General features: G+C 51.2%; 12 protein-coding genes and 1 riboswitch. All 12 genes read left to right on the top strand.

Annotation, left to right across the window (positions count from 1 at the left end):
* Positions 1-349: 349 nt before the first annotated feature.
* The 12 genes from GQS10_RS17960 to GQS10_RS18015 all read left to right on the top strand — a co-directional run bounded on the left by GQS10_RS17960 (position 350) and on the right by GQS10_RS18015 (position 12,889).
* Complete coding sequence (locus tag GQS10_RS17960) at positions 350-1,033, top strand: hypothetical protein (RefSeq protein ID WP_166244769.1); 684 nt, start codon at positions 350-352, stop codon at positions 1,031-1,033.
* Positions 1,034-1,149: 116 nt separating this feature from the next.
* A riboswitch (ZMP/ZTP riboswitch) is annotated at positions 1,150-1,229 on the top strand.
* A 138-nt stretch (positions 1,230-1,367) separates the two neighbouring features.
* Positions 1,368-1,967: a DJ-1/PfpI family protein gene (locus GQS10_RS17965; RefSeq protein ID WP_166244771.1), complete on the top strand. Its 600-nt coding sequence runs from the start codon at positions 1,368-1,370 to the stop codon at positions 1,965-1,967.
* Positions 1,968-1,983: 16 nt separating this feature from the next.
* On the top strand, positions 1,984-2,124 hold the full coding sequence (locus GQS10_RS17970) for a hypothetical protein (RefSeq protein ID WP_166244773.1): 141 nt from the start codon (positions 1,984-1,986) through the stop codon (positions 2,122-2,124).
* 89 nt (positions 2,125-2,213) lie between these two features.
* Positions 2,214-2,546 (top strand): DUF7668 domain-containing protein, encoded by a 333-nt coding sequence (locus tag GQS10_RS17975; RefSeq protein ID WP_166244775.1) that lies wholly within the window; start codon positions 2,214-2,216, stop codon positions 2,544-2,546.
* Between the two features lie 157 nt (positions 2,547-2,703).
* Complete coding sequence (locus GQS10_RS17980; protein WP_166244777.1) at positions 2,704-3,063, top strand: DoxX family protein; 360 nt, start codon at positions 2,704-2,706, stop codon at positions 3,061-3,063.
* Between the two features lie 236 nt (positions 3,064-3,299).
* Positions 3,300-3,956, top strand: a complete 657-nt coding sequence (locus GQS10_RS17985; RefSeq protein WP_166244779.1) for an HlyD family secretion protein — start codon at positions 3,300-3,302, stop codon at positions 3,954-3,956.
* Between the two features lie 51 nt (positions 3,957-4,007).
* The gene (locus GQS10_RS17990) at positions 4,008-5,333 is read left to right on the top strand and encodes an efflux RND transporter periplasmic adaptor subunit (RefSeq protein ID WP_166244781.1); all 1,326 of its coding nucleotides are present in this window, start codon (positions 4,008-4,010) and stop codon (positions 5,331-5,333) included.
* A 12-nt stretch (positions 5,334-5,345) separates the two neighbouring features.
* Positions 5,346-6,944, top strand: a complete 1,599-nt coding sequence (locus GQS10_RS17995; RefSeq protein ID WP_166244783.1) for a DHA2 family efflux MFS transporter permease subunit — start codon at positions 5,346-5,348, stop codon at positions 6,942-6,944.
* A 164-nt stretch (positions 6,945-7,108) separates the two neighbouring features.
* Positions 7,109-7,651, top strand: a complete 543-nt coding sequence (locus tag GQS10_RS18000) for a MarR family winged helix-turn-helix transcriptional regulator (protein WP_166244785.1) — start codon at positions 7,109-7,111, stop codon at positions 7,649-7,651.
* A 276-nt stretch (positions 7,652-7,927) separates the two neighbouring features.
* Entirely contained in the window at positions 7,928-9,406 is a 1,479-nt protein-coding gene (locus GQS10_RS18005) for an ATP-binding protein (protein WP_166244787.1), read from the top strand.
* Positions 9,403-11,373 carry a methyl-accepting chemotaxis protein gene (locus GQS10_RS18010; RefSeq protein WP_166244789.1) on the top strand — a complete coding sequence of 657 codons (1,971 nt, stop codon included), beginning with the start codon at positions 9,403-9,405 and terminating at the stop codon, positions 11,371-11,373. The genes GQS10_RS18005 and GQS10_RS18010 overlap by 4 nt, the downstream gene beginning before the upstream one ends.
* Positions 11,374-11,398: 25 nt before the next feature.
* The gene (locus tag GQS10_RS18015) at positions 11,399-12,889 is read left to right on the top strand and encodes a chemotaxis protein CheW (RefSeq protein WP_166244791.1); all 1,491 of its coding nucleotides are present in this window, start codon (positions 11,399-11,401) and stop codon (positions 12,887-12,889) included.
* Positions 12,890-12,891: the final 2 nt, after the last annotated feature.

Below are 12,891 nucleotides of genomic sequence, written 5' to 3' on the forward strand. Positions count from 1 at the left end.
GAGGACTCCAGTTTAATTAGGGGGCCTAAGAGACTTTGCAGGTTTTTTCTATTGTTCATCTAGATGAACAATGACTCACAACCAAACTCAGACGGAGCGACTTATTCGTGACAAAATGGAGCTATGACGACTCAATCCTGTTTACCGTTCGAACGATCTGGTTCATCTTCACCCTGCTGAATATTCTTGAAGTAAGAGATTCCCTGGAAGCGAGATAGGACATCGTCGGAAGAATACAGCAACAACCTCTCCGAATATAACGATAACAGCGGTTTTTCTATCGAAGTGAGATACCTGTGGATTGATGTGGAGCGGTGACTTCATACAGATTTGACAGAGAAAGTATATAATGAGGAGGGTGGGAAGCTCCTTTGCAGCGATAACTAGATATACTGGGGTTAACCAGCGCATGATCCTTGGGGGAGAGGTGAACAAGATCGGAATGATGGTATTTTTAATTTTTACATGCTTCTTATTCCTTGTCTTAGTTCTATTCTTTATCGACTCTCTAGACCGTAAAAATAAAGCGGAACAGTTGAAGAAGTTTAGGGCGATTGACTCGTATACCGCTTACCATGTGGGTGGTGCGCCGAAAATACCGGTTAGGGCCGGGATCACACTCTTGGTTGGTGAGGATCATTTGACGATCAAGCGTAGGAAACAAGTCTATGTTATACCGTTGAATGAGATTATCGCAGCTGAAAAAATAATAAGAAGCGACCATCTTCTGGATGACTGGAAAAATAGAGGTCGTATTGATTCGGGTTCTCCTGAAAGCCTGCGGCTGGGGCCAATGCTGGAGCTAATGGACCCCCAAGCGGGACCACGGATATTTAAAGAAAGGAATATGGTGTTTCTGCTGCTTAACTATCACGATAATATGGAGACGAAGGCAATGGCGTTTGGATTTCCGGAAAAGCAGGATTTTGAAGTGTTTGATGCCTTTTACTCGCTTCTGCTGAGCCGGATCGAAAGCTGCAAAAATCCGAGTCGAATCGATATCGCTTTCAGTTACCTTCACCCTGGAACCTAAAGCTCGCCTGAGGGCGAGAAGATCCTGGTCATGCTGAATGAAAGTGTAAATAGTTAGGTTAGGTAGATTATACGTTGAACTATTCAGAAAACTCTGATATAAAGGGGTAAGGAAATATTTGTATGTGCAACTGGCGTAAACGTGGATGACCACGAGGGAGCACATATTTCATATGCCGTACGCCTGGGCAAAGTATTTGGTCGATGACCAAGTACTTTTTTTTATGGTATAGAAGGTTTTAGCGGAGCTGACGCGTTCTATATCGCAAGTGGTCATTAACATCATAGAAATGCTTCGAGAGAGGTTTTCTAATATTTTATAGGGGATGATGGCTATGGAACAGGTGCGTCAGGCAAGAAATGTAGCGATTTTGATTTTTGATCTAGTAGAGCCGTTGGATTTTGTAGGACCCTTTGAAGTATTTATTTCCGCAAGCAATCGGGGGAAGGATCTGAAGGTGTACACGGTGGCCGAATACGAACGTCCGGTGAACGCAATCGGCAATTTGAGCATCAATTCGGCCTACACATTCGATACTTGTCCGAAGCCGGACATTTTGGTGGTTCCGGGGGGGTGGGGTTCTCGCAAAGAAATGTGGAATGAAACGCTCACGACATGGATTCGGGAAGTGTCCAACGATGTGGAGATTCTTCTAACCGTCTGTACAGGAGCTCTCATTGTGGCTAAAACGAATGTACTCGATGGATTAAAGGTTACCACGAATCGTTCGGCGATTGATGAATTAAGAGACAATGTTTCCCCTACTACGATCGTCCTCGATGATGTGCGTTATGTGGATAATGGGAAGATCGTGTTGTCTGCGGGTGTTTCGGCAGGCATCGATGCAGCTTTATATGTAGTAGAGAGATTGTTCGGCGAGGAGAGGGCCGTACAGACGGCACGCATGATGGAGTACGACTGGGTAAGGGAGTAACAAGAGGAGGGTTGATATGATTCGTCTTTTTAAGCAGGGTGACGAAGGGTATGTGAAGGAAATGATGGCGGGGCATCCGCTGCAAGAGGTCAAGGTTGAAAAGGACTTTTTCAGACCGGAATACTCCAGAGTAACGTTTATGAAGTCCATATCATAGTGCCGGAAAAAGTGTCGGAGGATCTATGTCGCACAACGCATAAGTTAGGTAAGATTTAGAATAGGAAAAACAGGAGAGGGGGTAGTGAAATGCTTCGAGAGCAGATTACAGCACGGGTGAAGGAAGCGGTAGAGGATCTTATTGCCCTGCGATTCGAAAAGCTCAAAGAGAATAAAATGCTGGATGATGAAGGGGAAGCGCTTATCAAGCAAGTGCTTGAGCTTGAAGGAGCATTTTCCGAGCCGTCGGAAGAATACAGCATCGATCTCTACGAATATAACGATAACAGCGGTTTTTCTATCGAAGTGAGATATCTGTGGATTGATGGAGAAGAGAGTCAGCTGTATTTTGAATTTGAAGCATTGACCAATGCGGATAAGACCAAAGTGGAGAAGCTGTACTTTAAGACTGTGGATGCTTAATAGACGGTTGAAGTGGAGATAACCAAACGGAAAAAAGGAAGGATGTCGAATGATCCCTTTACTGATTTTGGTTAGCAGCTATGCGACACTTACACTTGTATTTCTCTTGAGTAGAACACGTTATTTAGAATCAGCTAACAAACGAGCCCGCTATGCTATGAGTATCATGCTAGTGGCCACAGGAATCAGTCATTTTACAAGCAGTGAGCAATTCGTGCAAATGATTCCCGGAATTCTTCCTTACCCCGAGACGATTAACGTAATTAGCGGCATATTGGAATTCCTTCTAGCTATAGGGCTCTTGACCAAAGGCTACTCCCGGCTGACGGGCGCAGCAACCGCGGTCTTTTTTATCCTTATCTTTCCGGCCAATATTAACAATGCATTATACGGCAACGAGGTTCCGGGCGGGCTAAATAGCATCCCGTATTATCCATGGATTCGATTGCTGTTCCAGCCTTTTTATATTTGGTGGGCATTATGGTCCGCCTCTGTCTTGCCTCCCCGTGGCAAATGAGCATACTCACAAGCTGTCCTGCCAAACAGGCGATGGGCAGCTTTTTATATTGAAAAAAAATTCTTCCCAAACATTTCTCCCATGTGATATATTTCGTATAGGAAATTTCGTGTACGAAATGTTTGGTGTCCAAGGGAGTTATTGCGGGGGACTCTCTATAAGTATTTCGTATGAGAAACATTTTGGTGTGACAGCTGAGCACGCCATAAACAACGGGAAGAGGTTGGGGAGAGAAGATGAAGCGCAAAGTTATTTTGTACGTGATTTTAGCGGTATTCGCCATTGCAGGGATCGGCGGGGGAGGCATGTACTGGTATCAGAGCCAGCATTACATCACGACGGAGGATGCGAGACTGGCGGGCGATATTTATAAGGTTGTGCCTCGTGTTTCCGGGAAGGTGACCTCGCTCCAAGTTAAAGAAGGCGATCATGTCGTGATGGACCAAATCATCGGTCAGCAGGACAGCAGCAATTTATCAACCAGCATGCTGGATCAGGCAGTACTGCGTTCGCCGATCGAGGGAACGGTGATCAAAACCTCGGTCCATGAAGGGGAAATTGCTTCGCCGGGACAGACGGTAGCAATGGTTGTCGATAACAGCAAGCTGTATGTGTCGGCCAATATTGAAGAGACCGATATTCAACGGGTGCACAAAGGACAGAAGGTCGACGTGATGATCGACACGTTTTCGGGAACGACTTTGCAGGGAGAGGTTTCGGAGATTGGCCATGCAACGGCATCTACGTTTGCCCTGCTGCCTTCCAGCAATACGAGCGGAAACTTTACGAAGGTAACCCAGCGGATTCCGATCAAGATCGCGATCGGGGATCAGCAAGGCTTGGACTTGTCGGTTGGGCTGAGCGCTACGATTAAAATCCATGTGATGGAATAAAAACGATAAATCGTGTTAAGACAGCAGCATAAAGGAGAAGGCGAAGAGAACATGAAGAGAACAGGACATGTGAAACAATGGATTCCTGCGGTGCTGGTGTTAACGACGGCCGCTATGCTGCAGGGCTGCGGATTGACGGATGCTTCAACGGGGGCTGAAGGCTCGGCCGTTCCCGTGCAGACAATAAAGCTTAGCAGTGCGGCGGCGGATGCCGGCTTCAGCGGCAAGGTGATTCCCGACCAGGAGGTAAAGGTCGTCTCCAAGGTTTCCGGCAGAGTAGCTTCCGTTGTTGCGGAAGAAGGCGCCAAGGTGAAGAAGGGCGATGTCCTGCTGCAGCTGGAGAAGGAAGACCTCGAGAAGCAGCTGCGCCAGGCGGAAGCGGCATTAGTGGCGGCCAAGGCGAAGCTGGCCGATGTGCGCAATGGGGCGCGGCAGCAGGAGCTTGACGCTGCGGCCAGCGCGCTGAAGCAGGCGCAAGCGGGCTTAGCGAGCGCTTCGGCGGTGGTGGAGCAGGCGGAGTCGGGTTACCGCTTGGCGACGAATATTTATAATCAGCTGCGGAACCAGTATGACAGCACCTCGGCTGTCACACGTGACGATCTGGAGCGCGGGACGTTTGAATTTGATAAAGCGAAAGCCGGCTATGAGCAGGCTTTGGCGGGTAAACAATCGGCGGAGGCCGCCGTTGCGGCGGCGCAGGCGAAGCTGGATTTGACGAAGGCGGGCGCGACCGAGAATACGGTCATCGCGATGGAAGCCGAAGTGGAACGCTTGACGGCAACGGCGGAGCTGGCACAGTCGGCGCTGGATCATACAGCGATTACAGCTCCGATTGACGGAATTGTCGTGAAGCGCTCCGTTTCCGCCGGAGAAATGGCTCAGGCAGGAACGACCGTGTTATCGTTGGTGAATATGGACCGCGTACAAGTCGAGCTCAGTGTAATGGAGAACCAGATCGGCAAGCTGCAGGCGGGGGCTGCCGTCACGGTATCGGTGCAGAACGTACCGAACGAAACGTTCCCAGGTACCATTACGTTCGTCAGCCCGGTGTCGAACGCAAACAGCACGACGTTCCCGGTCAAGGTGACGGTGGATAATGCGAAGGGGCTGCTTTTTGCCGGTATGATCGCTCAGGTACATGTAAGCGACGCAGCGCAGGCACAGCTGGAGGTGCCGTCAAGCGCTCTAGTAACGAGAGACGGGAAAACCTATCTTGTTTCCGTTATAGATGGCAAAGCCCACTATGTTGAGGTAACCGCGAAGGAAAAGAGTCCGTCATTGGCTTATGTCCGTGCTTCCGGGCTCACGGCGTCATCCCGGATCGTTGTTCAGCCAACCGACAGCATCACGGAAGGAACGCCTCTCAAGGCGGAATAAGGAGGGGCTTTTGTGTCTACATCATCAGAGGAGCAAGCCCCCGCGGTACCTTCGGCTGAGGAAGGAAAAGGAATATGGCTTGGGCTAATCGCCATCGTTCTCGGAACCTTTGTTTCGGTATTAAACAGCAGCTTAATGAACGTCGCCCTGCCCCAGCTCACAGCAATCTTTGGTTCCGATACCCAAACGATGCAGTGGGTGCTTACCGGTTACATGCTTGCTGCTGCTATGGTTATACCGCTCAGCGGCTACTTGGGAACGCGGTTTGGCAATAAAACGGTGTTTGTGTTTTCCGTCGCCGGGTTTACGGTAGGCTCGGTCTTATGCGGCTTGGCTTGGAGCGATACGACCTTAATTTTATTTCGAATCCTTCAAGGGTTAGCCGGCGGCTTTATTATGCCGATTGGCATGTCCATCATTTATTCAACATTCCCTAGGGAAAAGGTAAACACTGCTATTGGACTTTGGGGCATTGCCGCAATGGTTGCTCCTGCGCTTGGACCGACGGCAGGGGGATACTTGATTCAAAATTTCAGCTGGCGCTTGTTGTTTCTCATTAACATTCCGATCGGGGTTTTTGCGGTATTTATTGGAAACGTGCTGCTGAAGGATTCACCGAAGGTTAAAGGGATCAAGTTCGACGTTCCGGGTGCAGTGCTGTCTATGACCTTCTTCGGTACGCTGCTGTTTGCATTAAGCAAAGGGCAATCGGAAGGCTGGACGTCGCCGTATATACTCAGCTTTTTCTTTATCAGCCTGCTCAGCTTTGCGCTGCTGCTGTGGGTGGAGCTCGGAACGAAGAACCCGATGCTGGACCTCAGGCTTTACGGAAACGCGAAGTTCGCCATCAGTACAGTAGCTTCCTGCCTAGTCATGATGGGCTTAATGGGGGGCTCCTTTCTCACCCCGCTGTACTTGCAAAACATTCAAGGCTTGAATTCGATGCAAGCAGGGCTCGTCATGATGCCGCAGGCCATTGTGATGGCGATCATGATGCCGCTGAGCGGCAAGCTTACCGATAAGTTTGGGATTGCTCCCGTTGGTGTGGTCGGCTTGGCGATCCTAGGGATAACGACGCTGAAGATGCATCAGTTGACGGCCGATACGCCCAACCACTGGCTGAATGTGATTATGTGCATTCGCTCGGTCGGCATTGGGCTGTGCATGATGCCTCTGACTTCCGCCGGGATGCAGGCGGTGCAGCCGCATCAAATCGCGAATGCGTCACCGTTGGGCAACGTTTCGCGGCAAGTTGCGGGCTCGATGTCGATCGCGATTTTTACTGCGATCATGAGCAACCGGCAGCTGGTACTGACGCAGTACATTAATGAAAGTGTAACCATGGATTCGTTTGCCGCGAAGGAGACGATTGCCGCGCTTTCCGGTTATATGCAGCAGGCCTCTATGGATGCAGGTACGGCCACGGCGGCGGCTTCCTCTCTGATCGCAGGACTTATTCAAAAGGAAGCCTTTGTGCGCGCGATTGCAGATACATTTTACCTGTCGGCCATTCCGGCGTTTATTTGTATCCCGTTTGTCATTTGGATGGGCTGGAAACGAAAGACGAGGGCGATCGATGCGAACGCTTCGAAAGCGGATGTCGGAGCGTAACAGGGAGATCGCGGCCGGCTGGAACGTGAGCGCGATTCCACCGGGGACTTAAAGCTTTTCGAGGGCAATGCGGCGATAAACCATCGTTACACGTGAAAAATGATAAATGCTATAATGTGAACAGCACGACCTGACTTTTTGGGATAGAAGGAGTTCATCGCCCCATGAATGGTGCTCAAGCAGAACAAATTAGCCAAGCGCTGCGGAAAGTGACAAGACTCTACAATTCGGCGATCGTCGAAATGGTTAAAGATCTTGAGTTAACGAAGCCGCAGCTGATAACCCTCGGACAAATTTATCGGGGGCCGAAAACAATCGGTCAAATCAGCGAAGGAACCTTTTTATCCTACAGCACGGTTTCGGGCATTATTGACCGATTGGAACGGGACGGATGGGTGGAGCGGGTACGCGACACGTCTGACCGCCGAGTGACATGGATTCGAACGACCGTGAAATCCGAGCAGTTTAAGAGCTTGTTCCATTCCTACGAGCAAAAATTGTTTGGCGATGTTCTGCGAGAGTTAAGCGATGATCAGGTGAATGGTGTACTGCAGTCCCTGCAGCTTCTCATGGAGCAATTTCAAGCTCATCTCGACCATACCGCTTCTCAAGGGAGCGGGACGAACTCGATAAAATCGTCTTCCAGGGAAAGCCAAACGGATGAAGCAAGCATTTCCCCGGACGCAAGCAAATCACGGGAAGCGTAAAATCACGTTTGTTTAACACGACGAGGGCAAGACCTACTCTTACATTATGTATAAATGAAAGCCGGAGCGCTTACGCCCGGCTTTTTTTCATGAATACAATTCCTTAAATTTCGCTATATTCCCGCAAAAACGAATGAATTCTTACGATTTTTTGTACGTTCGACATGTAACGACAGGATCCCTCTTGAAACGACGATATTACTCATTTACACGCTGTTTTTTAATTTTTATACTAGGAAAAGCGAGTTCAATCCTGCATCTGGTGGAGAACATGTTATGAAACATACTATGCAAGATTTTGATCGGGAATATGACGAAGAGGGGAAAGAAGAATACGCACGGAGCCAAGGTGTAGAGGAATGGCTGCATGAGGTGAGCATTCTAAAAAATGGTCGCTTTCTTAAAGTTGGCCAAGAATTGACTGAGGTGCTCGATTATCGGGAGAACGAGCTTTTGGGAGAAAGCTACGAAAGATTGTTGAGCCCCCAGCATCGAAGTTCGCTTCCGGCAGGCGATCTCGCTGCGCCTTTTACAGGGAGGATTCATACCCGGGTCCGCGCGCTGCGAAAGGATCAAAGCGAGGTTTTCGTCGATATTCATGGAAAAGTGAAGCAAATGGACGGCGATCAGTATGTGTTGATTAAGTCGTTAGAGGACGTAACCAATCGGCGCCAGGACGATACGCATTCACGCGAGATGGAGGAACGCTTTCACGCGGCTTTCCATTACGCTGCGGTCGGGATGGCGCTTGTTTCCGTGAACGGAACGATTCAAAAGATGAATTACGCGTTCTGTGAAGCGCTCGATATTCAAGAGCACGATCAGCCCCAGTCCATTCTTAATTATATTCACCCGGAGGATCGTGACGGATATTTGGAGGGCTGTACGGGGCTTTTGATCGGTGAGCTGCAGTCCTGTGAAATGGAGCGCCGATTCATTCACTCCTCTAGGCGGCTGGTTTGGGGGTATTTGTGTATTACTCTGGTTCGGGACGCGGATGGCCGTCCGTTATATTACATCATACAAATGCAGGACATCACGCAGAAAAAAGAGACGGAGGAGCTGCTTCGCAAATCGGACAAGCTGTCTGCGGTAGGGCAGCTGGCTGCCGGGGTCGCACATGAAGTGCGGAACCCGTTAACGGTACTGAAGGGCTTTGCGCAAATTCTTCAGGGCTCGGATCCAACGAACCAGTATTATGGGTTGATGCTGTCAGAGGTTGAGCGGATCGAATCGATTATTAGTGAATTTCTTGCTTTTGCCAAGCCGCAAATCGTAAGGTTCGATGACCATGATCTATGGCTGCTGGTCGAGGATGTGGTGAATTTGATGGAGACCAAAGCGGTGATGAACAGTGTATCGCTCAAAGTGCTTCGTGATGCAGCCGTATCCCGCATACAATGCGATGCGAATCAGATCAAGCAGGTGCTCATTAACATGCTGCAAAATGCGATTGAAGCGATGCCGAACGGCGGAAATATATATATCACGTTGAAGCAAGAGGAATATTCGCTGCTGCTGCAGATTCAAGATGAAGGCTGCGGAATCCCGGAGGACCGGGTTGAAAAGCTTGGGGAGCCTTTTTACTCCAGTAAGGAGAAAGGTACAGGTCTCGGGCTGATGATCAGCTATCAAATTATTGAAAAGCATCAAGGTAAAATTCAAGTGGAAAGCAAAGTCAATGAAGGCACGACGTTTACGATTACACTTCCGATGGCACAAGCCCTGAATCGAATGGAGGAACGAATTTCATGAATGAGAACAAGACCCTGTTATCCCCGCCGACGATCCCCGCTTTACGAAAAGAATTAGGAGCGGGGGACCTTCGCGGAGAACCGCGAGTTCAGGCAGAGGCGCTCCCTCAGACGGACAAGCTTTCAGCCAAGCGGCTGCAGGAGCAGCGGATGCGCGCGAGATCGTACGCCAAGCAGCAGCAGCTCTCGGAGCGGCTTGCCACGGCGACACAGCAGCTTTCAGCGGGTGTCGAAGAGTCCCAATCAGCGATCCATGAGCTGAGGTCAGCGATTGAACAGCTGGCGGCGGGAGCGGAGCAGGCGGCTTCCGCTTGTGAGGAGAGCTCGGCTTCCATTACGAAGATTATGGAAAATATGAACGTCATTTCGCAAAATGCGACAGTTTCGATGAACCGCAGCTTATCCGTCCAAAACATGGTGAACGTTTCTTCAAATGATATTAACCGCCTCATCGAGGGGGTTTCCGTATCTGCGGTGAAAAATTCCGATTCTGCGCGTTTGATCGGACAGCTGGAATCGCAGGCGAAGGAGATCGGAGACATTATCGCAGCCGTAGTGCATTTGGCGGATCAGACCAACCTGCTTGCGCTGAACGCGGCGATTGAAGCGGCCCGCGCCGGAGAGCATGGCAGCGGCTTTGCGGTCGTAGCGGACGAGGTTCGCTCTTTGGCGGAAATTTCCGAGAAATCCGCTCGAGATATTAAGCAAGTAGTCGAAGCGATCCAGCTTGAGGTTGGATCCATCTCCTCCTCCATTATGGAATCTGAACGGGTATCGCTGCAGGAGGTTGAGAATGGCCGACATGTAACGGCGGGGCTGCAGCAGATTGGAAACAAGATGAATGACTTTGTGGAAGGCATGAAAGAAATCAACAGCGAGATGCTGACTCTGAAAACGGGCATTAAGGATTTTGAAAATGGCTCGAGGATGATCGCGGAGGCGGCAGAGGAGCAGGCTACTGGAGCCGAACAGGCGGTTCAAGCGATTATGGAACAGAGCAAGGCGCTGGAGGATATCAGCCACAGCGCGCTGGAGCTGTCCGACCTGACGGAGGATTTGCGCGACAGCAAAGCGATGAGCCGTTCCGTTGAAGCATTGTCTGCGGCTTCCGAGGAGCTGGCCGCTTCGATTACCGAAGCGGCGCTGGCGGCCCAGCAAATTATGGGCGCCATTAATTTGATCGACCGAAATGCGGAGTTGCAATCCGCAGCAACCGAGCAGTCTGCGTCGGCCCTGATCCAGCTGGAGCAGCTCACGAAGAAGGTAGGCTTGCTGGGCTCGGCTTCAGAGCAATATATTGGCGATGTGATCGGCCAGTTTGAGCAGGGGAAGGGCCAGACGGAAATGATGATCGGCAACATTTCCGCGGGGCTGGCGAAGATTGAAGAGAATTTGGAAAGCCTGCTTAAGCTGGAGAGGCAAATCCGCAGCATCGATAAAATAGTAAACACGATCGATAAGGTGGGCATTCAGACGAATATGCTTGCCGTGAACGGGGCGATTGAAGCGGCAGGAGCGGGGAAATACGGCCGGGGCTTCGCTGTGGTTGCTAGTGATATTCGTTCGTTAGCGCAAGAGACGGCGACCAACGCGGAAAACATTAAGGATTTGATTCGGGATATTCAGTCACAAGTTTCACTAGTCATCCGTGAGCTTCAGGTGACGAAAGAAACGACAAAGACAGAGGTTGAGAAGGCCCGGCGGATTCTAAGCAATTCCAGCGATATTGAGGAGCATCTTCAGCAGCTGAGCCAAGGGGTGCTGAGCAGTAACCGAAGCCTGGTGGAGGCAGAGCATGCCGTTACGGAGTCCAAGCGTGCCGTAGATCAAATTGCCTCGACCGCCATCGAGGCAGCGGCTGCCAGCAGGCAGGCGGCGCATGCCGGACAGGAACAGACCATCGGCATTAATGAGCTTTCCCGCGCAATTGAGGAAATTGCCAGCATGGCGGATGAGTTCCTCGTATAATCCGGACGCTGGAGGAGCAGTGAAAATGAAAGAAACAGGCCGTGGCCGTCAGTGGGTTACATTTTACTTGAATGAGCAGCTCTATGGACTGCCGATTGAAACGGTAAAAGGGATCGTGCGGATGGAGCGAGTCACGCGGGTTCCTTTTGCCGAGCCCTATTTGGAAGGCTTGATTAATCAGCGAGGGACGCTGCTTACGGTCGTTAACGGCAGCCGCTGGATCGGGCATAAGAGCGAGCATCCGCCTCAAAAGATACTCATTCTGCAGGGCAGGGAACGTTCCGCCGGGCTTGCGGTTGACCGGATCGCGGATGTTATGGTTTTAGAGGGCGAGAGCGGCCGAGGCTCCGATGCGGATGCGTTGGGACAGTACGAAGGCTTTGTCATGAGGGGAGACACGGTGATTCGCGTGATCCGCGCTGAAGCGGTGCTTGATGCCGTGGCCGGGACGGGTCATGGGAGCAAGCAGGGGATCACCGCTGTCGGAGGAACAGCACCCGGGCACTCCTCTCTGCAGGGGGAGGACGAAGCGCAAAGGGAGGATGCATTGCCGATCCTGCAGTTTGCCATTGCCGGAGAATCCTACGCGCTTCCGATGAAGCAGGTAAAGGAAATCGCTCCGATGCCGGAAAAGCTGGAGCCGATTCAAGGAATGCCCTCAAGCTTTATGGGGCTTGGGTTGTTCCGGGACGGGCGGATGATGCCTGTCGTGAATACAGCCGTGCTCTTGTTCGGACAGTCCGTCGGACGTCCCGCGAGGGTGATCTGCGTCGAGCTTCCGACGGCAACGGGCGTGCTGCGAATCGGCCTGGCGGTGTCACAGGTCAACGAGGTTCGCAGGCTCCGGCAGGATGCTCCCGTGGGGATGCCCGGCTCGTTTAAGCAGCTGGCGGACGGCATTCAAAGCGTGCATCATCTGAACGGCAGCACGAAGCCGATTTTTCTGCTCGGGCTGGAGCATTTGCTGGATAAAACGGGAGTGCTTCCGTTTCTGATCTCAAGTACAGCGGCGGGCACATGGAAGAGCCCTGAATCCGCAGCTGCTGCTTTGGGTCTGGATGCCGGTGCAGAGACAACGGTCGGGCTGAGCGCGCATGGTGCGGCAAAGGAGCTATACGTATTTTTCCGGCTGCAGGGACAGGAATTCGGAATTCCAGCCGCAAAGGTACGGGAAATCACCCGGGTGACGCCCATTCGGCAAATCCCATTCGCTCCGGATGGAGTTGCAGGGCTGACGAATATTCGCGGCCAGCTGGTAACGGTTGTCGATGCGAATGAAAAGCTGCAGCTTGGCTCAAGAGAGGAGAACCTAGGGCAGCTTGTCGTGATGCAGGGACGGGGGGCCTCGAGATGTATCGGGGTTGAGCAGGTGACACGGGTGCTGTCTGTTTCCTTAGAGCAGCTGCAGCAAGCCGGATTGTATCGGGATGACTTGGAATTTCGATGGCTTAAGGGGTTTTATAAGGAATCGGATGCCCGTTTCATTCCGTTAATCGATCCCGCAGCTTGGGAGTAGAT

The sequence above is a fragment of the Paenibacillus turpanensis genome, from assembly GCF_011421635.1.
In the GTDB taxonomy this organism is placed as follows: domain Bacteria; phylum Bacillota; class Bacilli; order Paenibacillales; family YIM-B00363; genus Paenibacillus_AK; species Paenibacillus_AK turpanensis.